Genomic DNA, 26,794 nt, shown 5'->3' on the forward strand with positions numbered 1-26,794 from the left:
AGAGTATTCTGGTCGGCTACCTCAGTAGCACCCAACCAGCCAGATTGGTGCGCTCATGTCAGAGTTCGATATTGCTACCGTTGAGATTCCGCGGGAACTTGATCCCACCCGCAGCGACAAATTTTGCCAGGCCATCGCGCTGGGCAACCTCAGTTACGAACTTGCGTTTGGCACGACCGATACGGCCTTTGATCTCACAGAAGAGTTCGGACTGTGGCAGCCAAGTGAATTTGAGAAGTTTCGGATGATCGTGGCGACGATCGATGGCCGCGTTGTCGGCTCCGGCACCTACGAGACAACGGTTGGCGACGACGCGGATACTGCATGGGTGATCGCTCACGTGCATCCTGACTACACACGGCGCGGGCTAGGGAGCGCACTACTCGCCGAGCTAGAGAGTATCGCCCGGGCTGACAACAAACGTCAGGTGCACATGTACGCTCCGGCCGCGTTGAGCGATGGCCCTGTCATTGCAGCACCTACTGGGTTTGGCGCGGTGCCGAAAGACAACTCCGAAACTCAGTTCTTGTTTGCTCACGGCTTCAGCTTTGAACAGGTCGAACGAGTGAGTCGACTTGCACTGCCCGTGACGGGTGTGCGATCACTAGTCGACGATGCAATTGACCATCTCAATCGCGACTACGCCGTGCACGAGTGGGTCGACATCTGCCCCGAGCGGTGGCAAACGGATCTTGCGCTTCTCTATACCCGCATGAGCACCGATGAACCTTCCGCCGGCCTCGAGCCCCCAGAAGACATTTGGTCGGTGGAGCGACTTCTGGAGTACCAAAGTCGTCTCGCCGCCAGCTCACTCACCATGGTTTACGCTGCAGTTGAGCACGTCGAGACCGGCGCTCTTGTCGGGTACACCGCGCTGGCCGTGCCGCAAGAAACCAACCGCGCCGTCAACCAGGGAGGCACCATTGTGCTCGACGAGCATCGAGGACACCGCCTGGGGATGTTGCTTAAGGTTGTCAACCTGGCTCACCTCGAACGAGTCTCGCCGGGACACCCCTCTGTGATCACTTACAACGCAGAAGAGAACCGTCATATGCTCTCCACCAATGAGGCCGTCGGCTTTGTCCCTATCGGATACCAAGGAGTGTGGAAGCGGGTTCTCACTGCGGGCGACTAAATTGCAGCAGAATCCGTATGAGCTGCGAGAGCCACGGCACCCTCACGGATGCGATGCAAGCTGTGCTGATAGCGCTCCTTGTGAATCCGGGCGTGCAGCCACGTCTCCAATGACTTCACGCTGGTCAGCGCGCGAAGTTCCGCCACAAAGTCATTAAAATCACTGAGAGTAGGAAACGAGATGGTTGTCACGAAATCGAACCGACCTATCGTGCGTGCCATGAACTCCACCCCCGGTTGCTCATCAATAAGTCGCACGAGCGGGTCGGCATTTCCCATGGTGATGAATCCAAAACCGAACGTTAGATGCGAGGTCATATCGGTGCGTTCACGCAAGAGGCCAATGCGCATCGCCCCGGTTTCGGTGAGGCGGCTAATGCGGGTGCGACATCCACTGATCGATAGGTCAACGGCTTCAGCGAGTTCGGCGTAGCCCATGCGTCCGTCAATTTGGAGCAGTTCCATCAACTTAAGATCAGTCGCATCGAGCGGCAAATCTGCCAGGGCAGGTTCTTCTCCAAGGAAGAAGCTTTTGAGCGTTCGTTCATAGATCATCACCTGCACGTCGACTACGCCGTCGCAGGCGCGAATCGCGCGAATCTCTTCGTGCAGTTCCGCCATCGTCGCAGTGTGTACTTCGGTAATCAGTTGGTACTTGCCCGTGCGCTCCGAGACGAACACGGGCGAATTTAGCTCGCAAATTCGTTCCGCGAGCTCTCCCGCATCGCCTTCTGTCTGAATCGACAAGTGAGCGAGAACGTGCAGCCCGAGAAGCCGTGGGTGAACGGCCGCGATGATTCGGATGTCGCCAGAAACGAGTAGCGGGTTCAACCGCTTAGCGACACTTGCCCGGTTGGTGTCAAGTCGGCGCGCAATATCGCTGAACGACGTTCGGCCGTCCTGGCGCAGAATTGCGAAAGATTGCTCGGTTAGCTGGTCCACGGGGCCAGACTATCTCAACCCACTACTAAAACGTAGCGTTTTGTCACTTTATTGAGTGAAATTCCACGTTTTTCCCTCCATAAACCTCTCTTTCGTTTCATATTTGCGTCTTTTTGGTTACAGGACTGCAAATATGCATTGACTTTCGTGCCGAGTGTGAACACAATGGTCAGAACCAAATCACCCTCCCCAGCACATCCGGGGATGAATCGTTCTGCAGCCACAGGAGAAACAATGAAGAAATCGATCATGGGCATCGCCGCAGCAGTATCGCTCGCGGTAGTGCTGACCGGATGTGCCGCTGGCACTGAAGCCACGACAGACACCACAGACTCCACCTCATCCAACGCCCCTGAAGGTCTCGTTAACGCCAACGCCTTCACCGCGTGCATCGACCCGGAATACGCACCCCTTGAGTACTACGCAGACTCGACTGGCGGCGACATCATCGGCTTCGACGCTGACGGCATCCGCGCCGTTGCTGACTACTGGGGCGTCGAAACCAAATTCGAAATCACCTCGTTTGACGGACTCATGCCTGGACTCCAGACCGGCCGCTGCGACGTCATCTTCGGCGGCCTCTACATGAGCGAAGAGCGCCTACAGATCGCCGACGCCTCCGCCGTCATGAATGCGGGTCCCGCAGCGCTGGCAGCACCCGACCTCGCAGCGAAGCTCAAAGAAGGCGCCGACCTGTGCGGACTGCGCGTTGCAACGCAGGCAGCATCCAGCAACACGGTGAGCGTTCAGAAGCTCAGCGACCAGTGCATCGCAGATGGCAAAGAAGGCATCACCAATACCGAGTACCCCAAGACTGCAGAAACCGTACTCGCCGTGATCAACGGCAAGTCCGACGTGCTTGTCGAAACCAACGTCGCAGCCGCCTACATGGCCACCCAGAATGACGGACTACTCGCCGTAGCCAACGGCGTCTTCGACCCAGACACCACCTTCGGAGTCTTCACCCCCAAGGACGGCGTACTCACGGCTGCAGTTGCTGAGGCCCTCCGCGCCCTCTACGACAACGGCACTCTCGAGAAGATCGCCGCCGATTACAACCTCGACGCCTCGATCGTCGACGTCTACTAAGAACACTCGACTGTGGGTGGTCACCTCGCGTGACCACCCACAACCAGGGAGTCACACCACATGATCTTTGATCCAGAAATCTTCTTCACCCAACTCGTCAACCCCGCCTACCTCTGGGGTGCACTCATCTCCGTCGGAGTCGCAGCGTGCTCGCTCGTCATCGCCACAGTGCTCGGCTTCTTCCTCGCCATCGGGCGAACCTCCAAGCAGCGCTACCTTCGCGCTCCAGCACACCTCTACGTCTGGTTCTTCCGGGCACTGCCTGCGCTACTCGTTCTGCTCATCATGTGGAACGCACTCCCCCAGATGTTTCCCGCCCTTCGCTCTGACTGGTACACACCGTTCGTGGCAGCATCCGTCGGTCTCGGTTTGGTCGAAGCAGCCTTCATGGCAGAAATCATTCGCTCAGCGTTGAGCAGCGTGGATGACGGTCAAGAACTTGCCGCTCGCGCTCTGGGAATGAAACCTGGCTCCGTAATGCGCAGGGTGGTCTTGCCGCAGGCGATCCGTACCGCGCTGCCGCCGACTGGCAACGAATTCATTGGACTCATCAAGTACTCCTCCCTGGCATCCGTGATTTCGCTCAAAGAGTTGCTCACCACCGCCCAAGTCGGGGTAAACATCACCTTCCGCTACGCCGAGTACTACACCGTCGCGATCATGTACTACCTCGTCATCGTGACGATTATCACTCTCGTGCAGAGTCGGATCGAGAAACGTTTCCTTTGGACGTCTCGTGGCGTCAAGAAGAACACCGACCCGATCAGCCTGAGCACACGGGCACTCGCAACGGTCTCGAAGGAGAAGTAAGCATGAGCACAGAAACCGTGAACACCGTTCCTACCCTTCAAGTTTCGAACCTCCACAAGGCGTACAACGGAACCGAAGTTCTCAAGGGCGTCGAATTCCAGATCAACAAAGGTCAAGTCAAGGCAGTTCTCGGTCCATCCGGTTCCGGTAAATCGACGATGTTGCGCCTGATGGCACTACTCGAGCCTGCCGACCGGGGAGAAATCAGCCTCGATGGCAATCGAATCGGCGCCTCAGACAACAACGGCCGCATCGCGCACCACTCCGAGCGCAGACTCGCAGTGCAACGTCGCGATATCGGCATGGTGTTTCAGAAATTCAACCTATTTCCGCATCTCAACGCGCTCGAAAATGTGGTGCTCGCACTCACCGAAGTGCAGAAAGTCGGCAAAGCCGAAGCTCGCGAGCGCGCCTTCCTGATGCTCAACAAAGTGGGCCTCGGCGATCGCGACCGGCACTTTCCCTCCGAACTTTCCGGAGGTCAGCAGCAGCGGGTTGCAATCGCGCGGGCACTCGTCCTGAACCCGCACGTCATGCTCTTCGACGAGCCAACATCCGCACTCGACCCTGAGCTGGTCGGTGAAGTGCTCGAGGTCATGGAAAACCTCGCTGCCGGCGGCATGACAATGATTGTGGTCACCCACGAAGTAAAATTTGCGCGTCGCGCGGCCGATGAGGTCACCCTCTTCGACAGCGGAGTGATTGTCGAACAGGCCGAACCTGGCGAGTTCTTCGATAACCCGCAGCATGAGCGCACGAAGCAGTTCTTGAGCCATGTCCACTAACACCGGCGGCGTGCTTCGCGCCGTCTACACCGACCTCGATGGCACCGACTTCAGTGCCGGGCGGGAGCTTCTCAGCTCCGCCGGGTTCGACGTCAGCTACCTCGATTCGCTGGATGCTGAAACGATCGTCGCCGGGGCCGCTGGCGCCAGTGCGTTGCTTGTCGGTTATGCCGAAATCACGCGGTCCATGATCGAGCGGATGCCCTCCGTGAAGATCATCGCGCTGATGTCGATGGGCTTTGACAACGTGGATGTGGATGCGGCAACCGAGCACGGAATCTGGGTAACGACAATCGTCGGCGCAGCCACCGAAGAGGTCGCGACTCACGCGCTGGCAATGGCGCTTCACTTGGCACGCGGCATCACGTTCTCACAGCAGGCCGTCGTTTTCGGCCGGTGGAACGACCGCGATGCTCTCGTGCAACCGCGCCTCAGCGAGTGCACTCTCGGCCTTATGGGGTTGGGCAGGATCGGTATGAAGTTCGCCGAACTTGCACGCCCGCTATTCGGCGAGATTATCGGCTACGACCCGTTCATTCCGGACACTGACGAGACTCGTGCGCGCTTCGCAGCGGCTGGCGTTCGCCGGGTCGATGCCGCGACGGTTCGTTCGAGTTCACATTTCCTCTCGCTGCACCTGCCGCTCACTGCCGACACCGCCGCCATGGTCGACGCCGCATTCCTTGGCTCGATGAAACCGCTGTCCTATCTCATCAACGTGAGCCGCGGCGGACTCGTCGATAGTTCAGCACTGTGCGAAGCGCTCGACAGCGGGCACCTTGCTGGCGCTGGCCTCGATGTCTTGGATGCCGAACCGCCGAGCTCCGAGCATCCGCTCCTCGGTCATCCTCGTGCTCTCATCACACCGCACATCGCGTACTTCTCTGGTCGCAGTGAAGCAGAATACGTGCGGCTGCAAGCCCAGAACGTTGTCTCATGGGCCCAACGCGGCACACCAGACACGCCTCTCGTGCCCTTAGCGGCACCCTCACTCTCCACTCACTAAGAACCCCACCGGAGTACTCATGCGCAAGCTTTCGGCCTTTGATGTGCCACTTTCAGAATTCACCCCCACGGTAGTGACCGCGCGAGCCATCCACACTCTGGATGCCGCCAACACTGTCGTGGATGCCATGCTCATGTTTGCTGGCACAATCGCCGCGGTCGGAACCGTCGACGAATGTCTCGACGCGGCCGCACAGCTGTCACCAGCGTCGCCGTCGCGTGTCGACCTCGGAGCTCAGGTCATTGTTCCTGGCTTCATTGATGCGCACGCTCACCCGTTGATGCTCGGTCAGCTGATGAGCTGGGTGGATTGTGGTCCAAACAAAGCGTCGAACATTCCTGAGATTGTCGCGCTTCTGAAGGCTGCGGCTGACACTGTACCTGAGGGCCAGCCGATTCGCGGTTACGGCTATGAACAGCGCAATCTTGCCGAACAGCGTCACCCTCATCGCACCGAGCTTGACGAGGTCGCTCTCGACCGCGAGGTGTACCTCATGAATGCTTCTGGCCACGGTGGTGTCGTCAACAGCTACACCTTCGAACTTTTTGGCATCAATCGTGACACCAAGAACCCCGATGGTGGCGAATTTTTCCGCGATGTCGATGGCGATCTCACGGGCGAACTTTCGGATGCCGCCTGCAACATTCTGACTGGTCTCGGCGGAGTGAAGGTCGGCCATCATGGCCCCAACTTTCACCTCGCCGACACCCCGGCTGAGCACGTGCGCCAACTTGCTGTGGCACAGGATGCCTTCCTTCAGGGTGGCGTCACGACAATCGGTGACGCCCAGGTGTCGCGTCGCGAATTCGACACCTACTTGCGCCTAGCCGAGGAGAACCAGCTCAAGACGCGCATTTCGATGTATCTGCTGTCTCACTTGCTCGAGGAAGCGATCGAGACCGGGATGCACGGCGCCTTCGGTAACGCCCACTTGAGTTTCTCGGGCATCAAGTTCTACGCGGACGGTACGCTCGGCGGCTGGACCGCGTACTTCCCCGACGGCTACGTCGGAGACCCCTGCCGCACCGGTCAGCTGTACCACGAGCCCGCCGACTACAAGGCGCTCATCAGCCGCGCTCACGCCGTTGGCCTCCAGACGGCAACCCACGCGCAATCGCCGACCGCAATCGAGATGGTTGTTGACGCGATCGAAGCGGCCCAAGCCGAGCACCCAGACAGTGACGCCCGGCACCGCATCGAACACTGCGGCCTGCCCACCGCCGACCACATTTCACGGATGGCGACGGCCGGCATCCGGCCCGTCAACCAGCCGCAGCACCACTTCAACTGGGGTGAGGGTGTTGAACAGGCCATCGGCACTCCCGGCGAGCGCTTCAACCCTCTTGGCGAGTTTGCTGCTGCTGGCGTTCCGATCACGATCAGTTCGGATGCGCCAGTCGCCGACCCGCGCCCGCTCGAAGCCATTCAGGCGGCGACCACGCGCATCACTCGTCGTGGCACCCAGCTAGGCCCAGACAGCCTCGCGATTTCTCGGGAACAGGCGTTGCGCGCTCACACCATCAACGCCGCCTATTCTCTGGGTCGCGAAGATGACCTCGGCAGCCTCGAGGTCGGCAAACGTGCCGACTTTGCCGTGCTCACCGCCGATATTTTCGAAACCGAATGTGCCCAAATTGGCGAGATCGCTGTCGCTGAAACCTGGGTTGATGGCGTTCGCCAGTACAGCGCCGAAGCGAAGTGAGCACGGCGATGACTACGACCACGAACGACAACTACACCGCTGAGGCTGCGGCAACGGCCTCTGCCGTGGGCGTCGATGTCAACAACGCAGGCCTTGCCATCATGACGGTGCTGCGCAACTACGGAATCGACACCGTGTTTGGGATTCCCGGAACCCACAACCTCGAGTTGTACCGCCCTCTGAGCGCACTCGGCATCCACCCGGTGACGACTCGCCATGAGCAGGGCGCGAGCTATGGGTCCGATGGCTGGTCGCAGCAGACCGGACTGCCCGGTGTCGTGATCACCACCTCCGGCCCCGGCCTGCTCAACGCTCTGTCGGGCGCGGGCACCGCATATTGCGAATCCCGCCCGATGATCCTCATCTCCCCCGGCGTCGCCGAAGGCAGCGAGTTCGCCGACAATGGCGCCCTGCACGAGACGAAAGATTCCACGGGCGCCGCTGGCGCCATCGTGGAGTGGAGCCGTCGAGTGACGAGCGCAACGGATGCCGTCACCGCCGTTCACGACGCCTTCGAGCTGTTCCGCTATGGTCGCCCGCGCCCCGTGCACATCGAGATTCCTCTCAATGTGCTCGAGTCAGCGAGCGATTGCCCGGAAGAATTGCTGCAGGCCCGCCCTGAGCGTGCCCGCGCCGCCGCTGATGCCGGTGCCGTCGAACGCGCCGCCGAGATCTTGGCCGCTGCCGCGCATCCCGTCATCATCGCTGGTGGCGGTGCGAGCCGTATCGGCAGCGAGCTCACCGCTCTCGCCGAATCGCTGGGCGCGCCCGTCGTGACAACACTCAATGGCAAGGCGTCGATTCCGGAGACTCACCCGCTTTCGCTGGCCTCCGAGATCCGTTTGCCCGTCATCCACGAGCTCATCAATGCCTCGGATGCCGTACTCATCATTGGCTCAAAGCTGGGCGAAGCGGAGCTGTGGGGCGGCGTTATCGCGCCGGCTGGCACGGTCATCCGCATCGACGTCTTGGAGTCGCAACTCAACAAGAACGTCGCCAGCGATCTCGGGCTGGTGGGAGACAGCGCGGTGATCGTTGGTCAGTTGCGCGACGCTCTGGCGGCACAGCCCATCACGGGCAACGCGACAACGGCTGCGGAACTCGACGCCGTGCGCGAAACCGCGGTTCGTGAAGCTCAAGAAGTGTCACCGACGCTGCACCGAGTGGCGGCCCTGATTAACGATGCGATCCCCGAGAACGCGATCATCGCGGGTGATTCCTCACAGATCACGTATTTCGGGATGGCAAGCGTCGTTCGCCAGGAGACCTCGCACTCGTTCCTTTACACACCCGCCTACGCGACGCTCGGCTACGGCCTCCCCGCGACTCTCGGAGCCAAGGTGGCCTCACCCGACCGTCCCGTCGTGTGTGTTCTTGGCGATGGCGCACTGATGTTTGCTGTGCAGGAATTCGCGACCGCCGTCGAGCAGGGCCTCGATGTCACGATCGTGTGTGTCGACAACGGCGGCTATGCCGAAATCAACCAGAACGAACGCGACCGAGGCATCACTCCTGTCGGAGTGGTACTCGCGCAGCCCAATTGGTCGGTGCTCTCTGCGGCTTTCGGTGGTCATGGCTTTTCGGTGACCCAGCCCGAGCAACTCACGGAGACCGTAGCTCAGGCCATTGCGACTCCGGGGCTCGCCCTTGTGCACGTTCCGCTCGCCATCTTCGAAGCCGCACACGGCTAGCCCTCTCGGCGGTTCGCGCCACCGACAACTCTCCAATTCTCACCACTTCTTTTCACCTCAAGGATCACGACATGACAGAACTCGCTCTCGCCGCCGGCGCTAAAGTCACCGCCCGCACGTGGGTGGATGACAACATGCCTCGCCTCTCCGAGTGGCACAGCCACATTTGGCAGCTCGCCGAGCCGGCCTGGCGCGAGTTCCGTTCAGCCCAGTGGTACGTCGAGCTACTGCGCACCGAGGGCTTCACGGTTGAAGAAGGTTCGGCCGGGATGCCGACCGCTTTCAGCGCGGAATGGACCAACGGCACTGGCGGGCCCACGATGTTGAGCTACGCCGAATACGACGCGGTGCCCGGCAACAACCAGTCGGCATCCGTCACCGAAGACAGCCGCGAGGGGATGAGCCGCTTCGCGCCCGGCCACACCGACCCGCACTCAGCGCTCGGCATTTCTACTCTTGCCGGGCTGCTCGCCACCAAGCACGCCATGGAGAAGCACAACATCCCCGGCACCCTCAAGTACACGGGCGAGCCCGCCGAAAAGATGCACGGCTCCAAGGTCGTTCATGGACTGCGCGGCTACTACGACAACGTGGATGCCATCGTGAGCTTCCACCCCTTCTACATGCTGCCGCTCTGCAACACCGCCCGCTGGGACACCCAGTGCGGTGCCTACTACAGCAAGGTGTACACCTTCATTTGCGATGAGCCGGAGTCGTGGCAGCTCAATGCCAACCCCAACTCCCCCATCCCTGCTTCGCACTCTGCGGCACGCGCTCCCGGCGCCAACGTTGCCCTGATGTCGATGTACACCTCGTCGCGCATCATGCAGGATGCCATGCTCCCGAGCTTTGGAGGGTGGAGTCTCAGCGACGCCATCTTGCTCGACGGTCAAGCAACCGCCGACAATCTGCCGGCGCGCGTTGCCCGCATCCAGTATTCGTGGCGCACGCCGAACATCGAGATGGCGGAGCACGTGCTCGCTGTGCTCGACCGCAACGCTGAGCACGCCGGTGCCATGGCGCACTGCGATGTTGAGACGACCTGGGTGGCACGCAGCCGTCCCGGTCGCACCAACCACGCGATGTCGACCGTTCTCTACAACAACCTCGAGACGGTTGGCGCTCCCAGCTACGGCGCTGACGCGATCGCTGTTGCTCAAGAGATTCAGCGCAATCTCGGGCTCGACGCCATGGAGAAGCCTTTCCTCGACGAATGCGAGCAGCTCATCACCCCGCAGGATGCCGAGAAGGCACTGCGCGAACACCTCGCCCCGTGGCAGCAGAACTGGACAAGCGACGACTACGTCGAAATGACGCACTACGCGCCGACCGTTCGCTTTTATGTCTCACGCCCCGCGCTCAAGCCTGCGCCAGGCAAAGGCGCCTACCCGGGGTGGGTCATGAATGCTCTCGGCGGCATCCCCGAGACGATCGACCCCACCATCGAGACCGCCGGCAAGACCGTTGCAGGAACTTTCATCGACTTGCTGGTTGACCCCGCACTCCTCGCCGAGGCGAAGAACGAGTTCGACAAGCGAGTCGCTGACGAACCGATGCCCGCCCTGCTGCCGGTGGACTTCCAGCCACCGATCGATCTCCCCTGGCCCGACTACCGCACCAGCGGTGACGCACGCACCTGGGGCTAAAACGCGCTCGCTAGATTGCCGGCATTGGCGATCTAGCGAGCTGCACCACGAGTATGGTGTCGTGCTTGTTTCCTGCCGCACTGAAGACCCTCGAAAAGCGACTTGGCTTGGAATGGTGATGTGCTAGCCGATCCTCCGCGCGCCAGAAAATCTTCGGCATTTCCTCGTCTGTCTACCTGCGTTGCTTACGCATCCCGAAAGACTGCGCTTACCAACGAAAATGATGAGTTCCAGTGCGGTAGGTAAGCATCTACCTCCGATCGATCGAGATCGATATAGTCCTCAGTCCAGCCGCGGAGACTAGTGACATCTCCCGCAAAGAAGGCGGCGGAATCCGCGCGCAATACCAACTCTCCTGCGGGCGGCCACAAGCCCAGTACCAGCTCGAACGAATCAGAAGATCCACCTAGCTCGGAGCCGTCTATGGTCCAACACGTCATGGCGGTATCGCGACTCGGCCCTGACCAAGAAAAGTCCCGAACACCAGAAGCCACAAGTAGTCCGGTGGTTGCTTCCCGAAGTTGGAGCGCCATACGAAGATCGAAAAGGATTCCAACTTTCAGTCTCAGAGCGTCGAATCGCACCTCGAGAAGTTGCGCTTCTTGGAGGGCATGTTCCTCCGTCAACGGATTCATTTCCGGCTTCGCTTGCCACTTCCGAAGTGCCGGATCAAATTCAAGGAGTTCATGGAGCTTCATCATGGCAGCGGCAGGCGGGCAAAGGGGTGGTTACGGTCGATTCCCGCCCCACTAAGTGGATTAACCGTGTCACCGCTCTTATTCATGTAAGCAGCGTAGCCCTGCGGATACGGATACTTGCCGGTCGTCGTAGGATCCATAATCCGAACGCCAGTTACGTTCGGATGGAGCTCCGGGGTGCCCCGAGGGATTTCGTAAGTCATCATCAGACACAAAGTTCCACAGACCGGTGGGATCAATTCTCAACAGCGGATTATTCGAGACATACGCGTACGGGTCACCTGTGAAGTACAGAGCAGGGTCGACTGTAAGGAACTGGCCCGTCCTCGGGTCGTAGTCCCTCGCGCGCATGTAGATCAGACCAGTGTCGACATCGGTCAAATTACCGGAAAACCCGAATGCAGAGTCCTTAGTTCCAGTATGCGTTCGTTTACCGAACGGGTCATAAGCATTAGTCGAGGTGACCACACCTGCTAACCCAGTATGTTGATCGGTTGAGCAATTATTTTCGGTCGCCGCCGAGGCTACAACTTGTTTCGTGTTCGCCTGCGCCTCATGGTTTCTGCGCGACGTGCGGTGGCTTCTTGGCCCACTACGGGATCACTCTTCAGAGAATCAATGAGGACTTCGCCCCTGGCTCCGGCGAGAGCCAAGATGGGCTTCACAAATAACACTCGGTTCTTGCCGCTTGATGGGCTTGTGATCAGCTCAATGAGCGAATCAATTTGCTCTTTAGTCGCGCATGCGGCGAGTGCAGCTGCTAACCCGTCGCGCTCGTCACTCTCATTCGCCATCTTGTAGAGCGTTACGAGACGTTCCCAATATTGAACAGATGGCTTCACTGCGAGCGCACGCGCCAAGCCCTCATTCACTCGATCAGGGTATTTGCCCCGCTCTAAGTGTTCGATGAGGACCGGCAGGGCGCGTGGATACGGCGTGCTCGTATTAATAAGATCCCAAACCGAATCCACCTCAACACCAGCAGAGTGAAGTGCCTTGACTATAGGGCGTTCAGCATTTCGCCACTCGGCGGCATGCGCTTCGCGCGCTGATTCACGAGCAGCTGAGGCAGCCATGAACTCAGTGTCTGTGGACAATTCAGCCATGAATCCCCCGGCCGTCGTCCCGCGCGGTCGTCTCTTTTCGCGCGTCATGGAATAAACTTTAACTCAATGTCACCTTTGGCAATCGCGGTGAGTAGAGATTTTGTCAATTCAGCACCAGTCTTGACGTAGAGGTCGAACTCAGGCGACAACCCAAGCACGCGATCGCCTGACTCTGGCTGACATTCCCGGCTACGAAAAACCACTATCCGCGCTCAAACGCATAGCCAGGGAACGAAGTGACTCAAGCCGTCCATTGATAATCCCTTTTCGCTGCGCGAACTTCTCCGCAAGCTCAATCGAATCAGCAATCAGTGGCAAAAGAACTTCTTTCGGATCGAGCGGCACCGGCGACTGGGGAACAGCCGCTTGTATTAAGAGCAAGCGCTCGTTCCGCGAGTATCGCCCGGTCCTGACGCCTGAAAAATCCACCGGAAGGACCTCGCCCGGCACCTGAAAGACCAAGTTCACGCGCAGGGCGGACTCGACTTGGGCTCTTTCCTCGATGACTGTGCGTGCCAGTTCCATTACGGCATCACCCCATGCTCGGGAGTCGGCGCTCGTGCCGCCCACGATTACCCCGAGCGAGAACGCCGGTGTTGATTGGTCATCATTCATGGAGAACCGTTTGCAAAGCTGCCCGACCGGCGCTCGGAAATACCTCGAACTAACAGCTGGCACAGAGTTAGGGCTGATCACCGTGGTCATCGAGCAAGACAAAGTCGGTACCCGAGGTCTGTCCCGTCGCCAGAATTGCGTCGACAAGTTCGCCGGTAAAGTACACGGGGCCGCGCTCCATTTCAGCAACCCTGAACGCTCCGGCCTTTTCAACGACATGAGGGTGAAACATCGGCCGCGGCATATACATGATTCCGCCGTCGCTAAATCTCGCGGGCTCAGACGCTACCTCGTCTAAGGCACCTTCCAATAAAGGGGCACCGAAGACTGCTAATCGGGCTTCCCTGCACTTAACAGGAAACACGCTGCCGTACCCGCTGAGCAATGGACCAACGGTGTCGATAGCCTCGTCACGAAGCAACAAGAGGTTTGACCCGAGCCACGGCATCAGTGCTCGCTTCTCGCGGCGGCCCCGATCATCGGTTTTTGATAATTTCAGTTCAACTTCACTGATCATTGACGGCTGTGATCCCGCCTCCAACGTATGCAAAGTCTCAAAATAGGCCTCGTCAATCGGAAGCGCCCACTCAAACCCCTCAGGACTCCTTACTCGATAGACGCGCACGCGTGAACTCATTGCGGGAAACCGCCCGAGCGAAGTTGCGACCTTATAAAGCCAAGCGCATCCGTCGCGCGCGCGGGAGAGGTTGAACTCAATAACAACTCATTCACCTCTTGATAATAAAGCTTTGTGTGGATAGTGCTGTGGACCGCGGCGCCTGTCGGGTTGGGGACATCAAACGCCCAGGCAAGAACACTCCATTTCTCGCATCATTGATGTCAATCCCAAACCCCTGAAGCGCCGCTCTGGCGTCCGCCGCATTACTTGAGAGTCCGGCCATAATGTGATGGGCAGCAGTGCCTGCAGGGCGAGTTGTTCCAGCGGCTTCGAGGTTGGCTCCAAGTACCCGTGATGAGGGTCGCGAGATGGCCACCGCTGTATTCGCCGCGCCCGCCACGCTTGCCCCTCCACTGACAAGCCCGCTGAGGACTGTGATGCCGGCAACTCCAACGGCACCGCCGCCGAAGTACCGGCTGCCTCTATCGACCACGCAATTCAGCCCAATGGATTCCCTGAACGAAGCCGTAGGGTTCGTTCCGATTGGCTACGAGGGGGTGAGGAAGCAGGAGTTGAGCTAGCTGCAGCGCTAATCGGTGACTAAGCCAAAACTGCCGGCCCACAACGGTGAAACAAAAACAAGCGGGTCGCCAAAACGCGAGGATGCAGCCACTTAACCTTGGGAGCCGGTCGTGCGGGAGGTTCTTTTACTTCTCGGCGCCCTCTTCAAAGAGAAGGGTGAAGTCGGTACCCGAGGTCTGTCCCGTCGCAAGAATCGCGTCAACAAGTTCGCCCGTCAGGTGCAGATCACCCCGCGGCATTTCCGCGAGTTTAAACGCGCCAGCGCCCGAAACCACATCTGAGTGAAAGATCGGCTGAGGCATATACATGATTCCGCCGTCGCTGAATCTCACGGGCTCAGACGCTACCTCGTCCAAGGCACCCTCCAATAAGGGGGCGCCAAACACCGCCAATCGAGCTTCTCTACACCGGACAGGAAAAACCGTGCCATACGCGCCCAGCAAAGGACCAACGATGTCGATAGCTTCATCACGAAGCACCAGGAGACTAGATCCGAGCCAAGGCATCATTGCGCGACGTCGCTCACGTCGACTCCGATCGTCCAGTTTAATCAGTTCCATCTCAATCGCGCCAAGAACAGACAGCTGTGAACTAGGCCCCAATGTGTTGAGTGTTTCGAAATCGGTATCGTCCACCGGCAGCGCCCACTCAAACCCATCAGAACCTATTGGGCGGTAGACACGCACTGGTGAACTCATCGCGGAAACCCGCCAGAGAGAAGTTGCGACCTGATCAGGTTGAGGACATCGGTCGCACCAGCGGGAGAGGTTGACTTCACCACGAGTCTGTTTACCTCCTGATAATAGGCATTCGTATGAATCGTACTGTGGACCGCTGCGCCTGTCGGGTTAGGGGACGTCAAACGCCCAGGCAAGAATACCCCGTTGCTGGCGTCATTAATGTCAATGCCAAGCCTCTGGAGAGTAGCCCTAGATTGCGCCGCGCTTTTGGCATTTCCGGCCACAATGTGATGGGCAGCAGAGCCTGCAGGGCGAATTGTCCCGGCAGCTTCGAGGTTCGCTCCCAGCACCCGGGAAGAGGGTCGCGAGATGGCCACCGTCGTATTCGCCGCGCCCGCCGCGCTTGCCCCTCCACTGACGAGCCCGCTGAGGGCTGTGATGCCGGCGACTCCTACAACACCACCTCCGAAGTACCAACTGCCTTTATCGACCACGCAATTCAGCCCAATGGATTCCCTGAACAGGTCGGTGAACCCAAGGCTTGCACCATCCCCGAATCCCACTATTGCGCTCGTGGCGCCTGCCAGACTGCCTCGCATCATGCTCACCGCGAAAGGGTCAATGACATCAGACACAAGGTCCCACAGACCGGTGGGATCAATTCTCAACAGCGGATTATTCGAGACATACGCGTACGGGTCACCTGTGAAGTACAGAGCAGGGTCGACTGTAAGGAACTGGCCCGTCCTCGGGTCGTAGTCCCTCGCGCGCATGTAGATCAGACCAGTGTCGACATCGGTCAAATTACCGGAAAACCCGAATGCAGAGTCCTTAGTTCCAGTATGCGTTCGTTTACCGAACGGGTCATAAGCATTAGTCGAGGTGACCACGTCCGAGCCACTAGTTGTCATCCGGGTCGAACCGATAAGGTCCGCATGCAAATAGTCAATATTGCCAGCACTATCAATCTGCGCGAGCGGAGTGTGTGATGGCCCGTACAGATAGCTAGTCGAGCCTGCTTCGACCAAGAGCGGCAGACTGCCACTGACATCCCACAGGTATCGTGTAGTCGCCGCACCCTTCGTACGCGACTGTCGGAGATTGTCCCCATCAGCCGTGTAAGTGACCGCCGTTGCCGAGCCCGGCAACGTCACAGAAGCGAGCGCCTCGCCTGCGTTGTACGCGTAGCTCCTTCTCCGAGCAGGAGTACTGCCGATTCGAGGGACAAGGCGCACACCCACGTGATAACTGGTTCAACCAGCACTGGGCCGCGAACAATCCTCAGCGAACGCGCTGGCAGAACCCGCAGAAGTGCGAACCACGGTTCATGAACTGCTCGCGCACGACCGGACGACCGCAGCGGGGGCACGCCCGACCTTGCTGGCCGTAGACGTTGAGTGAGTGCGCGAAGTAGCCAGATTCGCCGTTCACGTTGAGGTACTGCGTGTCGAAACTCGTGCCGCCCTCGGCTAGAGCCTTGGCAAATACTGCTCGCACTTCGGCGAGCAACAGCACGGCTTTCGCCCGACTGAGGCTCTCGGTGGGCTGGTTGTAGTGCACACGCGCGGCCCAGAGCGCTTCGTCGGCGTAGATATTGCCGACCCCGCTGATGAGGGTCTGATCGAGCAGCGCCCGCTTCACCGTCGTGCGCTTAGCTTTCAGCGACCGCAAAAACTTCGCATCATCGAAGAAGGGGTCGAGTGGATCACGCGCGATGTGAGCGACTTGGCTCGGCACCGCGAAAGCGGGCTGATCAACGGTGGGCAGCATGCTGTCGATCGCCATCGAGCCGAAAATACGTTGGTCGACAAAGTTGAGGCGCAGTGCGCCGTGGTCAGGATGATCAAGTTCGATGCGGATGCGCGTGAGCCGGTCATCCGTACTCCGATCGCGCAAAAGCACCTGCCCGCTCATGCCGAGATGCGTGACGAGCGCTTCATCTTGCGCTTCATCGCTATCGGCGAGAGGCAGCCACATGAACTTGCCCCGGCGCTGAGGCGTCAGAAAGGTGCGGCCGGTCAGACGGTCGACAAAGTCTTCGCTTGGCCCCTCATGGCGACGCAGAGAGCGCTCGTCAAAGACGGTGACGGATGCCGCCATCGCGCCAGTGACGGCCGGTTCGAGCCCTGCGCGCACAACTTCAACCTCGGGAAGTTCGGGCACGCCAGCTACTTCACTGCGGTTTGGAGGAGGGTCCAGGCTTCGAGCGCCGCGGCCATCTCGGCCTGCTTCTTGCTGGAGCCGACGCCAGTCGAAATGACCTTATCGGAGAGGACAACACTGGCGTGGAAACGTTTGGAATGGTCGGGGCCGCTATCTTCGATGCGATAGTCGGGCACACCACGACCCATTTTTGCTGCGAGCTCTTGAAGACTCGTCTTCGGGTCCATGGCGGCGCCAAAACGTTCAGGATCAGCCAACAGCGGTGCCACAAGTCTCAAGACGAGCGCAGTTGCTTCGTCACCGCCCAGATCAAGGTAGGCGGCACCGATGACCGCCTCGACGGTGTCTGCCAGAATCGACGGCTTTTCGCGGCCACCAGTCTGCTCTTCGCCTTTGCCAAGACGGATGAAGGCGCCCAACCCAATTTGGCGCGCGATTTCGGCAAGCGCAACAGAAGAAACGAGACTAGCCCGGCGCTTGGCAAGGTCGCCCTCATCAAGATCCGGGTTATCGCGATACAGCTTGACCGTAACCGCCTGGCCAAGAATTGAATCACCAAGAAACTCGAGCCGCTCATTGTTGGCAATGCCGCCGTTTTCGTACGCGAAAGAGCGATGCGTTAGCGCAAGCACAAGCAAATCGGGGTCAATACTGACCCCGAGCACGGCGGAGAGCTCAGCCGGTGCGCTAGAGCCCGTGACCGCCATGATGTGACCCGAGAAAAGGAAACTAGTTAAACGTCAGCTACCTTGCGGCCCTTGTACTCCATGTACAGAGGCGTGCCAGCGGAGTCTTCGACTACCTTGGCGCGGTGCGGGAGGCTGTAAACGGTCTTGCCGTTTTCAACGGTCTTGACGAGTGTGGGAGGGGTTGCCTTCCACTGGGCGCGGCGCATGCGGGTGCTGGCCCGCGACATCTTGCGCTTTGGTACTGCCATGACTAACTCTTTTCTTCTTGGGTCTCAGGTGAATCGTTCGCGTCGTTCAAATCGTGATCGTGCGAGTCTTGCGTGAAATCTTGGAGGCCAGCCAACGCTGCCCAGCGGGCATCAATCGGCGCTTCGTGTTCGTGTCCTGGATTATCGAGCAACCGAACCCCACACTCAGGGCACAGGCCAAGACAATCCTTCTGACAGACCGGCTGGAACGGTAATGATAAAACCACCGCATCCCGCACTACAGGTTCTAGATCGATGTATTCGTCGATAACCGTGTAGTCGAAAGCTTCGTCCTCAGAATACGCGAAAAGTTCTTGAAACTCGACTCGAACCGGCAGCGTGACATCAATGAGGCAGCGAACACACTCTGCCTTAGCTTTTCCCGCGACAACGGCATCCACCAAAATACCGTCATGAAGTGATTCACAACGGCCATCGATGGACAATTCCGCGCCCTGGGGAACCTCAATTACGGTGGTTCCAAAGGTTTCGGGTACGACGATGTCGAGCGAGTGCTCTCTCATCTCACCTGGGCGGTGCATGAGATCGCGCACCAACACGGCATACGGACTCTCGTTGATTCTAGACACGATCGTCAATTCTACCCTCGCAACAGCCTCGCTGTCGCCCCCGGTCAGCGATCGTACAGCCACTCGGTGCTCGTATGAGGGGCGACCACGGCATCTCCGCCCTAATAGGATGGTTTCTACAGACCCGTGCGCTTGGTATGGCGTGGTTGGTTTGCCCAGGATTGGGCTGCCGGTCTTCTCGAAACACTATTCACCCTGTTCCGCGCGCCCAGCGCCGAAATTCACGGTTTTTCGGAGGCCCCCTTTGTCTGTACTTTCCCGCACCGCGCTTGTCGCCGGTGTCTCACTCTTTGCTCTCAGCGGATGCGCGGCTACCGCCACCCCGTCAACAGCTCCGTCGAGCGACTCCTCAACCGACACCGTCGAGCTGAGCAATTGCGGTTTCGATGTGAGTTTCGATTCCGCACCAGAACGCGTGATCACCATCAAGTCGTCCACTACTGAGCTGCTGCTGGCGCTCGGGCTCGGCGATCGCATCATTGGAACCGCATTCCAGGATGGTCCGGTGCCCGAGGAATGGGCATCCGAAGCTTCAGGACTCACCTCGATCGCGGAGCGCGTACCCAGCGAAGAGGCCGTGCTTGACCGTGAACCCGACCTAGTCTTCGCCGGCTGGGAATCAACATTCAGCGCTGATGGTGCCGGTGAACGTGCCGACCTCAGCGCGCTCGGCATCAACACCTTTGTGGCACCCTCCGCCTGCCAGAGCGCTGAACAGCCCGCACAATTGACATTCGACAACGTGTTTAACGACATCGAAACTGTTGCCTCAATTTTCCGCGTCGATTCGAGCGACCTGATCACCGACCAGCGTGATCGACTCGCAGCAATCGATGCCAACGGTGATTCGCGCACAGCACTCTGGTTCTCGTCCGGGTCTGACACCCCCTACGTTGGCGCCGGAATCGGTGCCCCGCAGTTGTTGCTCGACACCGTCGGCCTCACCAACATTGCCGCCGATGTGGATGCCACCTGGGCACCATACAACTGGGAAGCCGTAGTCGACGCTGACCCCGATTTCATCGTGCTGGTGGATGCCGCCTGGAACAGTGCCGAGAAGAAGATCGGCGTTCTCGAGGCGAACCCCGCAACCGCAAACCTCAGCGCGGTGAAGGCTGGCCGTTACCTCGTGGTGCCCTTCGCGGCAAGTGAAGCTGGCGTGCGCAGCGTAGAGGCAGCAGAAAGTTTGACTGCTCAAATTGCGGAGCTCGATGGCTAAAGTTTCTCCCTTCGCGCTCGGCGCCGCTCTCGGGGTCGCACTTCTGGTGTCGATCACGATTGCGGTGACGATCGGGCCTGCCGACATCAGATTTGATGAGGTGTGGCGGTCAATCGGCAGCCATCTCGGCATCGGGGTGAGCCCGTTAACGGAGCTGCGCGATGGAATTGTGTGGCAATTGCGGTTGCCGCGGGTGCTCACTGCGGCTGCGGTTGGAGCCGGGTTGGCGCTAAGCGGTGCCGTTATGCAGGCAATCACTCGCAATCCGCTTGCCGACCCGTATTTGCTCGGGCTGTCTTCTGGTGCTGCGCTTGGTGCGGTCTCGGTTTTGCTGCTCGGCGCGGCCATCCTTTTGCCGTTGGCGGCGTTCGTGGGTGCACTTCTTGCGCTGACGTTGACGCTGCTGCTCGCCGGGTCGCTTGGCTCGATCACTCCCTCACGCACTGTGCTTGCGGGGATTGCTGTTTCGGCCCTCGCCTCCGCAATCACGAGCTTTGTGATCTTCTGGACGGTCACCGGTGACTCCTACCGCGAAGTTCTTTCGTGGCTGCTTGGTTCGCTGAGCGGTGCACGCTGGCCCGCTGTCGCCATCACAATGACAGCGATCATTGTTGTCGGCATCCCGGTGATGCTCACGGGGCGCTTGCTCGATTCTTTTGCGTTTGGCGATGTGCAAGCCGCGTCGCTCGGCGTCAACGTCAGCGCGACGCGGTGGGGGCTTCTCGCGGCGACTGCGCTCGTCACCGGAGCCATGGTCTCAGTCAGCGGCTCCATCGGATTCGTCGGACTCATCTTGCCTCACGCCGTGAGACTGCTCGTCGGGCCCGGCCATCGAGCGCTGTTGCCCCTCAGCGCACTATTGGGGGCAGTGTTCCTCGTCTGGGCAGACACGCTCGCCCGCACGCTTTTTGATCCACGAGAGATCCCGGTGGGGATCGTGACCGCGATGATCGGCGCTCCCATCTTTGCCTTCCTGCTCACTCGTCGAAAGAGTTCAACATGAGCGAGCAGAATGGCCTCGTTGGCGAACGCATCAGCGTCACGATCGACGGCACCCTCCTCATCGACAATGTCGACTGCACCGTCGCCCGCGGCTCGCTGAGCGCGCTCGTCGGGCCAAACGGTGCCGGAAAGTCCACCCTGTTGCGTGCGCTTACCGCCGTGCAGGTTCCGGCATCCGGCTCCGTTCACTTCGATGGAGAAAACCTCCTCGGGATGCCGCGAAGACAACGCGCACGTTTGGCGGCGTTCGTGGAGCAGGATGCAACCACAGACTCATCGCTCACCGTCGACATGGTTGTGCAGCTTGGCCGACTCCCCCACCAGTCACTGTGGGAAGCGGATTCCGCCGAGTCAGCAGCTGTCGTCACCGAAAGCCTCGCCACCGTGGGTATGACCGACTTTCGGGGCCGAGAATTCCAGAGTCTTTCTGGCGGCGAAAAGCAGCGTGTAATGCTCGCTCGGGCGCTCGCTCAGCAACCACAATTGCTCACGCTCGACGAGCCAACGAACCACCTCGACATTGCCGCGCAACTTGCGGTCCTCGAGCTGCTCGCAGAGCTCCGCACCACCGGGGTTACCGTGCTGGCGGCGTTGCACGATCTGTCACTCGCCGCGAGCTACTGCGATCACATCGTCGTGCTCTCGCACGGTCGCGTTGTGGCTGCTGGCCCTACCGAAACGGTACTCACTGAAGCGCTTATCGCTGACGTCTACGGCGTGCGAGCCTCAATTCTTCACAACCCGGTTACTGGCAAACCGGTCATTGGTTTTAGTCCCGCCTAGCGGGACCGTTGGACCGGCCCAAACGCTGTGCGCGGTGCCCAGCGTGCCCGCAGCCGCGCTCGCCAATTCGCAGCGGACCTCAACGACGTCAGCGCCGATCTCACAGCCGCTGGCCGCAACGCAGTCGCGCGCGGACCAAAGGCAGCAGCTTCGACACTGGTCAGAAGGCTTGCCAGTGCGCTCGCACTCGACGAACCCAGCTGAGCTGCCATCTGTTCATATTGCTGGCGCGGGGTGGCGGTTGCACTAATGGCTAGCCCCAGATCTCGGGCGGTGTCACGTACTTCGCGCCAGGCCGGAACGACGCCTCCTCGAGAGACGGCGGTCAAGCGCAGCCCACGACGAATCGCCCTCACTAGCGCTGGTATCAGCAGGAGAACCGGTAGCGCGAGAAGCAACCACCAGAACGGGGATACCGCAACGGGGCCAGTCGGTGAACTACTCGGTTGCTCATCAAGAGGGAGATCGGGGCGGGCTCCGGAGGTCGCTGTCGGCGTGGGCGCTGGCGTTGCGGCAGGCTCTGGTTCGGACTCATCTACGTCTGGCGTATTGGGATCGTCAACGATGCTTTGCGCGAACCGGGGCTCAGTGCCCACAGAGACCGTTGGTTCGAACCGGATCCACCCGACGGTCGGAAAGTACAACTCCGGCCACGCGTGCAAATTGTCTGTCGTCACGACGAACCGAATCTCGTCGGTTTCCTCATCTGCTTTCTTTTGACCGGGCGTGAACCCGACAACGACGCGGGCAGGGATGTCGAGAGTGCGGGCCATCGCCGCCATAGCGGAGGCAAAATGCACGCAGTAGCCGCTGCGCGCGCTCAAGAACTCGGCGAGGACCTCGGCCCCAGAACCGTCGTAGTCATCGGTGAGCGGCGCACTCTCGGAATACTCAAAATCGGTGTCTTTGAAGAACGACTGAAGAGCGAGCGCTTGATCAAAACGCGTAGGCAGGTCACCAGCCACGTCAAGCGCCGTCTCGCCAACAACGGCCGGTAGCGTCTCGGGTAGCGCCAGATATTTGTCAAAACCGTCTGGCAGCACTGTCGGAGCCGCCTTCAATTGCTCGATCGATGGCGCTGGTGTGACGAACGACACTTCATACGCTTGATCTTTTGAGTTGGCATCCACAGTGGAAACGGTGAGGCCCTCTGGTTCCCAACTCCACTCGCCATCCAGCCCCGAAATGCCAGACGTCGCATAGGGAACAGGCAAATATTTACCTCGGATGCGCTCAATTTCGATCTGCATCATGTTTTCGCTGCGCGGCACCTCTGGCGTAAGCCCCGCAGGCTCGGGGAACGTGTCAATCGCATCACTACGTGCATCGTCGTTCTCCGATGGCCGCCACGTGTCATCGTCGAACGTGTCGAGGGCGGCAACCCGGAGGTACTCGCCCGTGCCCTCAGCGGTGTACTGCAGCGCAAGCAGGGGTGCGTTACGCCGCAGATCACTACTCAGGTTGATGATGGGATTCACGCCAGTCGAGATCAGGCCAGGACGACTTCCCGCGTCAACCGCAGGCTCAACGCTCGGCAGCAACACGGGAACGATGAGCGAAATCACGAGAGCTACCGCCACTAAAGGCCACGCTGTGCGCACGCTGGCCCGTTGAGAAGCAACCAACAAGATCGCGACATACGCCAGCGCCGTCGTCGCGAAGACAAAAGCATCATGCAACTCGCTGCGAACCAGACTTGGCACCAGCAACAGAATCAACAACGGGATGCCGGTTAACGCCGGTTTGCGCAGCACGAAGGCTGCAACATCCATGGCGAGCGTCACCGCTAGCGCACCCAAACAGATCAGAAAGACGATGCCAATTTCGGCGTCCGCAGGAAAACGTTGATTCGCGATCGACTCATCGCCGTCGCTGACGAGTTGCGCAAAGCGGGCAAAAGTCTCGCCCGTCGGGATGATCCCGGCAATCGCCGTGTCGGCCGCAAACATCAGGATGAGAATGACTCCTCCAGAGAAGAAGGCCGCGATCGTGCCGACAAGACGACGCTTGGTCACACCGCGAACCGCAGCGGCGGTGGCTAACATCACCATCACCATTGCCATGAACGGGAACCACCATGCCCCCTCCGTCAGCACGGCCCCAAGGCTGCCGGCTGCGATGCCAACAGCCAACGCCATGACACCGGCCATCGACCACAGTTGAAGCCGGTAGGTGTGGCGCTCGATGCTAGCCAAACGTGCGCTATCAGTGACGTTCACGCGCCACCATCGATTCCGCGACGAACAGATTCCAGGCGTCAGCGACATCGTCAAACGACTGCACCGAGATGACTCTCCAGCCTGCGGCACGAAGCTCCACCGCGAGAGGCGGACGCTGCGGTGCGTTCGTCCGCTCCCGATCGCCAAAACTAGAGGTCGATTCCACAATGAATACCACCGCGAGCACAGTGCTGGTCGATTGACTCACGAGGTAATCAATCGTCGCCGGTTCAGGCCGTGCAACCAACGCGATGACCGGACCACGCGCGAACGAACGAGATGCAGGGTCACCCCACCAGTCGGCCGGCGTTTCAATCGGAGCCAGAGCCGCGAGTCGAGTCAGCAATTCTTGCTCAGCAGACGATCTGCGGTGCAGCGTTGCGGCATCCGTCAACTGCGATTGCCCCGTTTCAATGATCTGAACAAGGAATCCTTCTCGACGCAACTGCACCGCCGCGGATGCCAGCATGCCAACAACCCATTCAAAGCGGGCACTGTGCGCCGGCGATACCCGGTCGCCGCCAACAGCCCGCAGTGCTGTTGCCCGACTCGCATCGGGATAACCCTCCAATCGGGTATCGACAATGATTCGGGCCTCGGGATAACTGTGCTGCTCCTCTTGGCGAACCATCAAGCTGCCGTGTCTGGCGGATGCTTTCCAATGCACCCGGCGCATCGCATCGCCGCGCCGGTACTCGCGCGTCATTGCGTCGTCATCATCGCCGGCCGACCGGCGCTGGACAACGCGTGCCTCACCGTCACCCGACTGAGCAACAAGAGCACTCGTTGCGAGTTGTGCGACCCGCGGAGTCACGATGAGCGAGGACTCGGAGCCAACGTTCCAGGCGCCCCACGCAAGCTCGAATGGATCAGTTGCCTCAACGACGAGAGGACCGATCTCAAAAATTCCCCTGCTGGCTGGCGTCAATGAATAACTCAATTGCGCCGCGCTGCGGTCACTCGCCAAGCGAGTCTTGACCGACAACCGCGGAAGCCAACCGCTGTCTGTCACCCAGGGCCGCCACGGCAACGCATCTCGCCACCGCACAGGCGAAGTCGCTCGCTGTGAATGATTATCAACGCGCAGGGTTACCGCAGTGGTGTTTCCCGCCTCAACAACGGGGAACGAAAAACGACGAGAAACGCTCAGCGCCGACTCCCGAGTTCGCACAAACAACAGCGCTACAAGGGGCAACCCAACCGCGAAGCATCCGACATATAACAAAATTGGCATACCAACGCCGAAACCCAGAAGAACCGTCACTATCCCCCACACCACGAAGACAATTCCTCGGCGCGTCAGACGGGCACCGCCAAGAATGATGCGGATAGATCGCCGAAAGTCTGCGCGGGGCATGATGAGTGATCTAGGAAGCGGCAGCGATAACAGGAACGGCAGTCTCAGCCACAATGCGCTCAATCACATCGGCGATCGAGTGACCCGAGAGCACCGCAGCAGTGTCACCAGCATGGCGAGCCGGAATCATTCGGTGTGCGAGCACAGTCACGGCGAGTTCATCAATGTCATCCGGAAGAACAAAATCGCGACCGTCGATAGCCGCCCTGGCCTTCGCCGCCCGCACAAGGTGAAGCGTTGCCCGAGGGCTCGCCCCCACCCGAACCTCACGATCACGACGCGTCGCCTGAGCAATAGCAACGGCGTATTCTTCCACCGCGGTGCTGACAAATACTCGCCGCACCGTGGCAATCAAGTCGCGCAACTGCTCGACGCTCACAACGGGCGTTAGCGAATCAAGTGGGCTCGAGAGCTCGCGCGACCTCAGCATGGCCAACTCGGACTCCGCATCCGGATACCCCATCGAAATCCGCGCCATGAAACGGTCTCGCTGCGCTTCGGGCAGCGGATACGTTCCTTCCATCTCGATCGGATTCTGCGTGGCAACGACTATGAATGGGCTCGTCAGTTCGTAAGTGTGGCCATCAACGGTCACACTCGACTCCGCCATACATTCGAGGAGCGCAGACTGCGTCTTCGGGCTGGCCCGGTTGATCTCGTCGCCGATCACGATATTCGCAAATACCGGCCCCTTTTTGAATTCGAACTCACGCGTGTTCTGGTTGTAGACCGAAACACCGGTGATATCGGCGGGTAGCAAATCTGGCGTGAACTGAACTCGCGAAACCGAGCAGTCGACAGTGCGGGCCAGGGCCCGGGCCAGCATGGTTTTGCCAACTCCGGGAACATCCTCAATGAGGAGATGGCCCTCCGCCAGAAGTACCGTAAGCGCCAAGCGCACGGCATCAGCTTTGCCGTCGATCACCGTCGAAACACTGCGCACAATGGCAGCACAGTGATCATGGAACACGTCATCGGGCATCGGTGTGGAAGTCACATCATCCATTCGTTGAGTCTGCCAGCGCTAGAGCACTACGGCAATTGCTTACGCTCGCGGAGCTTCTCTTCAAGATCGCGAATTTTCTTTTGATTTTCAAAAAATGCGATCTCCGCATCGAGCTTGGCAAGCTCAGCTTCGGTGTTGATTGTGTCTAGCGGGGGTAAGGATTCGCGACGTTGGGGAGCGCCGAAACTGCTGGATTGAGTGGCCGGAGCATATTCGCGACCAAGCACGAACCAGAGGATGCTGCCGATCAGGGGCAGGAAGATCACCAAGAAGATCCACGTAATTTTGCCTAGGTGCTTGATGCGCCATTCGTCGATCAGAATGATGTCGATCAGAACCGCGATGAGCAACGCGAAGAACGCAAGCGAAATCAGACTCCCCATCGGATCAGGATAGGGGCAAACAGACTCACA

General features: G+C 59.6%; 29 protein-coding genes. 11 read left to right on the forward strand and 18 right to left on the reverse strand.

What is annotated here, in order from left to right:
• Positions 1 to 55 precede the first annotated feature (55 nt).
• Positions 56 to 1,135, forward strand: a complete 1,080-nt coding sequence (locus AC061P_RS09585) for an N-acetyltransferase family protein (protein WP_480391071.1) — start codon at positions 56 to 58, stop codon at positions 1,133 to 1,135.
• Here the strand turns inward: AC061P_RS09585 and AC061P_RS09590 are convergent.
• Positions 1,132 to 2,076, reverse strand: a complete 945-nt coding sequence (locus tag AC061P_RS09590; RefSeq protein ID WP_480391072.1) for an Lrp/AsnC family transcriptional regulator — start codon at positions 2,074 to 2,076, stop codon at positions 1,132 to 1,134. The genes AC061P_RS09585 and AC061P_RS09590 overlap by 4 nt on opposite strands.
• A 234-nt stretch (positions 2,077 to 2,310) precedes the next feature.
• Between AC061P_RS09590 and AC061P_RS09595 the strand changes: the two genes are divergently transcribed.
• The 7 genes from AC061P_RS09595 to AC061P_RS09625 all read left to right on the forward strand — a co-directional run bounded on the left by AC061P_RS09595 (position 2,311) and on the right by AC061P_RS09625 (position 10,805).
• A complete protein-coding gene (locus AC061P_RS09595; RefSeq protein WP_449647095.1) occupies positions 2,311 to 3,165 on the forward strand; it encodes a transporter substrate-binding domain-containing protein in 855 nt (284 codons plus the stop codon).
• Positions 3,166 to 3,225: 60 nt separating this feature from the next.
• Positions 3,226 to 3,975 carry an amino acid ABC transporter permease gene (locus AC061P_RS09600; protein ID WP_010203270.1) on the forward strand — a complete coding sequence of 250 codons (750 nt, stop codon included), beginning with the start codon at positions 3,226 to 3,228 and terminating at the stop codon, positions 3,973 to 3,975.
• A 2-nt stretch (positions 3,976 to 3,977) separates the two neighbouring features.
• Positions 3,978 to 4,760, forward strand: coding sequence for an amino acid ABC transporter ATP-binding protein (locus AC061P_RS09605; RefSeq protein WP_449647096.1), 783 nt, complete (start codon positions 3,978 to 3,980; stop codon positions 4,758 to 4,760).
• Positions 4,750 to 5,766 carry a C-terminal binding protein gene (locus AC061P_RS09610; protein ID WP_480391073.1) on the forward strand — a complete coding sequence of 339 codons (1,017 nt, stop codon included), beginning with the start codon at positions 4,750 to 4,752 and terminating at the stop codon, positions 5,764 to 5,766. The genes AC061P_RS09605 and AC061P_RS09610 overlap by 11 nt, the downstream gene beginning before the upstream one ends.
• 19 nt (positions 5,767 to 5,785) lie before the next feature.
• Positions 5,786 to 7,468, forward strand: a complete 1,683-nt coding sequence (locus AC061P_RS09615) for an amidohydrolase (protein ID WP_449647098.1) — start codon at positions 5,786 to 5,788, stop codon at positions 7,466 to 7,468.
• Positions 7,469 to 7,476: 8 nt separating this feature from the next.
• Positions 7,477 to 9,159: a thiamine pyrophosphate-binding protein gene (locus tag AC061P_RS09620; RefSeq protein ID WP_480391074.1), complete on the forward strand. Its 1,683-nt coding sequence runs from the start codon at positions 7,477 to 7,479 to the stop codon at positions 9,157 to 9,159.
• A 71-nt stretch (positions 9,160 to 9,230) separates the two neighbouring features.
• Complete coding sequence (locus AC061P_RS09625; RefSeq protein WP_449647100.1) at positions 9,231 to 10,805, forward strand: zinc-binding metallopeptidase family protein; 1,575 nt, start codon at positions 9,231 to 9,233, stop codon at positions 10,803 to 10,805.
• A gap of 185 nt (positions 10,806 to 10,990) precedes the next feature.
• Here AC061P_RS09625 and AC061P_RS09630 read toward each other — a convergent pair whose 3' ends face one another.
• The 13 genes from AC061P_RS09630 to AC061P_RS09690 all read right to left on the reverse strand — a co-directional run bounded on the left by AC061P_RS09630 (position 10,991) and on the right by AC061P_RS09690 (position 18,795).
• Positions 10,991 to 11,440 carry an immunoglobulin domain-containing protein gene (locus AC061P_RS09630; protein WP_449647101.1) on the reverse strand — a complete coding sequence of 150 codons (450 nt, stop codon included), beginning with the start codon at positions 11,438 to 11,440 and terminating at the stop codon, positions 10,991 to 10,993.
• 62 nt (positions 11,441 to 11,502) lie between these two features.
• Positions 11,503 to 11,643 carry a hypothetical protein gene (locus tag AC061P_RS09635; RefSeq protein ID WP_449648221.1) on the reverse strand — a complete coding sequence of 47 codons (141 nt, stop codon included), beginning with the start codon at positions 11,641 to 11,643 and terminating at the stop codon, positions 11,503 to 11,505.
• Positions 11,582 to 11,971, reverse strand: coding sequence for an RHS repeat-associated core domain-containing protein (locus tag AC061P_RS09640; RefSeq protein WP_449647102.1), 390 nt, complete (start codon positions 11,969 to 11,971; stop codon positions 11,582 to 11,584). The genes AC061P_RS09635 and AC061P_RS09640 overlap by 62 nt, the downstream gene beginning before the upstream one ends.
• Before the next feature lie 56 nt (positions 11,972 to 12,027).
• A complete protein-coding gene (locus tag AC061P_RS09645; RefSeq protein WP_449647103.1) occupies positions 12,028 to 12,579 on the reverse strand; it encodes a hypothetical protein in 552 nt (183 codons plus the stop codon).
• 219 nt (positions 12,580 to 12,798) lie between these two features.
• A complete protein-coding gene (locus AC061P_RS09650) occupies positions 12,799 to 13,224 on the reverse strand; it encodes a hypothetical protein (protein ID WP_449647104.1) in 426 nt (141 codons plus the stop codon).
• A 67-nt stretch (positions 13,225 to 13,291) separates the two neighbouring features.
• A complete protein-coding gene (locus AC061P_RS09655; RefSeq protein WP_449647105.1) occupies positions 13,292 to 13,861 on the reverse strand; it encodes a hypothetical protein in 570 nt (189 codons plus the stop codon).
• A 91-nt stretch (positions 13,862 to 13,952) separates the two neighbouring features.
• Entirely contained in the window at positions 13,953 to 14,336 is a 384-nt protein-coding gene (locus tag AC061P_RS09660) for an AHH domain-containing protein (RefSeq protein ID WP_449647106.1), read from the reverse strand.
• Positions 14,337 to 14,550: 214 nt separating this feature from the next.
• Positions 14,551 to 14,757, reverse strand: a complete 207-nt coding sequence (locus AC061P_RS09665; protein ID WP_449647107.1) for a hypothetical protein — start codon at positions 14,755 to 14,757, stop codon at positions 14,551 to 14,553.
• Positions 14,758 to 15,119: 362 nt separating this feature from the next.
• A complete protein-coding gene (locus AC061P_RS09670; RefSeq protein ID WP_480391075.1) occupies positions 15,120 to 16,259 on the reverse strand; it encodes an RHS repeat-associated core domain-containing protein in 1,140 nt (379 codons plus the stop codon).
• 127 nt (positions 16,260 to 16,386) lie between these two features.
• Positions 16,387 to 17,268 (reverse strand): bifunctional DNA-formamidopyrimidine glycosylase/DNA-(apurinic or apyrimidinic site) lyase, encoded by an 882-nt coding sequence (gene mutM, locus AC061P_RS09675; RefSeq protein WP_480391076.1) that lies wholly within the window; start codon positions 17,266 to 17,268, stop codon positions 16,387 to 16,389.
• Between the two features lie 5 nt (positions 17,269 to 17,273).
• On the reverse strand, positions 17,274 to 17,975 hold the full coding sequence (rnc, locus tag AC061P_RS09680; RefSeq protein WP_449647110.1) for a ribonuclease III: 702 nt from the start codon (positions 17,973 to 17,975) through the stop codon (positions 17,274 to 17,276).
• 26 nt (positions 17,976 to 18,001) lie between these two features.
• The gene (gene rpmF / locus AC061P_RS09685) at positions 18,002 to 18,205 is read right to left on the reverse strand and encodes a 50S ribosomal protein L32 (protein ID WP_009772721.1); all 204 of its coding nucleotides are present in this window, start codon (positions 18,203 to 18,205) and stop codon (positions 18,002 to 18,004) included.
• 2 nt (positions 18,206 to 18,207) lie between these two features.
• A complete protein-coding gene (locus tag AC061P_RS09690; protein WP_480391077.1) occupies positions 18,208 to 18,795 on the reverse strand; it encodes a YceD family protein in 588 nt (195 codons plus the stop codon).
• A 244-nt stretch (positions 18,796 to 19,039) separates the two neighbouring features.
• Here AC061P_RS09690 and AC061P_RS09695 point away from each other — a divergent pair, with 244 nt between their 5' ends.
• From AC061P_RS09695 to AC061P_RS09705, 3 genes are read left to right on the forward strand one after another with little or no spacing between them, the layout of a single operon-like run.
• Positions 19,040 to 20,014, forward strand: a complete 975-nt coding sequence (locus tag AC061P_RS09695) for a putative F420-0 ABC transporter substrate-binding protein (protein WP_480391078.1) — start codon at positions 19,040 to 19,042, stop codon at positions 20,012 to 20,014.
• The gene (locus AC061P_RS09700; RefSeq protein ID WP_449647113.1) at positions 20,007 to 21,017 is read left to right on the forward strand and encodes a putative F420-0 ABC transporter permease subunit; all 1,011 of its coding nucleotides are present in this window, start codon (positions 20,007 to 20,009) and stop codon (positions 21,015 to 21,017) included. The genes AC061P_RS09695 and AC061P_RS09700 overlap by 8 nt, the downstream gene beginning before the upstream one ends.
• Positions 21,014 to 21,799 (forward strand): ABC transporter ATP-binding protein, encoded by a 786-nt coding sequence (locus AC061P_RS09705; RefSeq protein WP_480391079.1) that lies wholly within the window; start codon positions 21,014 to 21,016, stop codon positions 21,797 to 21,799. The genes AC061P_RS09700 and AC061P_RS09705 overlap by 4 nt, the downstream gene beginning before the upstream one ends.
• Here AC061P_RS09705 and AC061P_RS09710 read toward each other — a convergent pair.
• The 4 genes from AC061P_RS09710 to AC061P_RS09725 are packed head-to-tail and all read right to left on the reverse strand — an operon-like array spanning position 21,796 to position 26,764.
• Positions 21,796 to 24,018 (reverse strand): transglutaminase TgpA family protein, encoded by a 2,223-nt coding sequence (locus AC061P_RS09710; RefSeq protein WP_480391080.1) that lies wholly within the window; start codon positions 24,016 to 24,018, stop codon positions 21,796 to 21,798. The two genes, AC061P_RS09705 and AC061P_RS09710, sit on opposite strands and share 4 nt — an antisense overlap.
• Positions 24,005 to 25,375, reverse strand: coding sequence for a DUF58 domain-containing protein (locus AC061P_RS09715; protein WP_480391081.1), 1,371 nt, complete (start codon positions 25,373 to 25,375; stop codon positions 24,005 to 24,007). The genes AC061P_RS09710 and AC061P_RS09715 overlap by 14 nt, the downstream gene beginning before the upstream one ends.
• Positions 25,376 to 25,385: 10 nt before the next feature.
• Positions 25,386 to 26,381, reverse strand: a complete 996-nt coding sequence (locus tag AC061P_RS09720) for an AAA family ATPase (protein ID WP_449647117.1) — start codon at positions 26,379 to 26,381, stop codon at positions 25,386 to 25,388.
• 26 nt (positions 26,382 to 26,407) lie between these two features.
• Entirely contained in the window at positions 26,408 to 26,764 is a 357-nt protein-coding gene (locus AC061P_RS09725; RefSeq protein ID WP_480391082.1) for a PLD nuclease N-terminal domain-containing protein, read from the reverse strand.
• Positions 26,765 to 26,794 lie beyond the last annotated feature (30 nt).

This window comes from Rhodoglobus sp. G.S.4 (assembly GCF_056619605.1).

Coding starts and splice junctions, on each gene's coding strand:
- AC061P_RS09585 (WP_480391071.1), top strand. CDS start 56: ATGTCAGAGTTCGATATTGCTACCGTTGAGATTCCGCGGGAACTTGAT.
- AC061P_RS09595 (WP_449647095.1), top strand. CDS start 2,311: ATGAAGAAATCGATCATGGGCATCGCCGCAGCAGTATCGCTCGCGGTA.
- AC061P_RS09600 (WP_010203270.1), top strand. CDS start 3,226: ATGATCTTTGATCCAGAAATCTTCTTCACCCAACTCGTCAACCCCGCC.
- AC061P_RS09605 (WP_449647096.1), top strand. CDS start 3,978: ATGAGCACAGAAACCGTGAACACCGTTCCTACCCTTCAAGTTTCGAAC.
- AC061P_RS09610 (WP_480391073.1), top strand. CDS start 4,750: ATGTCCACTAACACCGGCGGCGTGCTTCGCGCCGTCTACACCGACCTC.
- AC061P_RS09615 (WP_449647098.1), top strand. CDS start 5,786: ATGCGCAAGCTTTCGGCCTTTGATGTGCCACTTTCAGAATTCACCCCC.
- AC061P_RS09620 (WP_480391074.1), top strand. CDS start 7,477: ATGACTACGACCACGAACGACAACTACACCGCTGAGGCTGCGGCAACG.
- AC061P_RS09625 (WP_449647100.1), top strand. CDS start 9,231: ATGACAGAACTCGCTCTCGCCGCCGGCGCTAAAGTCACCGCCCGCACG.
- AC061P_RS09630 (WP_449647101.1), bottom strand. CDS start 11,440: ATGAATCCGTTGACGGAGGAACATGCCCTCCAAGAAGCGCAACTTCTC.
- AC061P_RS09635 (WP_449648221.1), bottom strand. CDS start 11,643: ATGGATCCTACGACGACCGGCAAGTATCCGTATCCGCAGGGCTACGCT.
- AC061P_RS09645 (WP_449647103.1), bottom strand. CDS start 12,579: ATGGCTGCCTCAGCTGCTCGTGAATCAGCGCGCGAAGCGCATGCCGCC.
- AC061P_RS09650 (WP_449647104.1), bottom strand. CDS start 13,224: ATGAATGATGACCAATCAACACCGGCGTTCTCGCTCGGGGTAATCGTG.
- AC061P_RS09655 (WP_449647105.1), bottom strand. CDS start 13,861: ATGAGTTCACGCGTGCGCGTCTATCGAGTAAGGAGTCCTGAGGGGTTT.
- rnc (WP_449647110.1), bottom strand. CDS start 17,975: ATGGCGGTCACGGGCTCTAGCGCACCGGCTGAGCTCTCCGCCGTGCTC.
- rpmF (WP_009772721.1), bottom strand. CDS start 18,205: ATGGCAGTACCAAAGCGCAAGATGTCGCGGGCCAGCACCCGCATGCGC.
- AC061P_RS09700 (WP_449647113.1), top strand. CDS start 20,007: ATGGCTAAAGTTTCTCCCTTCGCGCTCGGCGCCGCTCTCGGGGTCGCA.
- AC061P_RS09705 (WP_480391079.1), top strand. CDS start 21,014: ATGAGCGAGCAGAATGGCCTCGTTGGCGAACGCATCAGCGTCACGATC.
- AC061P_RS09715 (WP_480391081.1), bottom strand. CDS start 25,375: ATGCCCCGCGCAGACTTTCGGCGATCTATCCGCATCATTCTTGGCGGT.
- AC061P_RS09720 (WP_449647117.1), bottom strand. CDS start 26,381: ATGGATGATGTGACTTCCACACCGATGCCCGATGACGTGTTCCATGAT.
- AC061P_RS09725 (WP_480391082.1), bottom strand. CDS start 26,764: ATGGGGAGTCTGATTTCGCTTGCGTTCTTCGCGTTGCTCATCGCGGTT.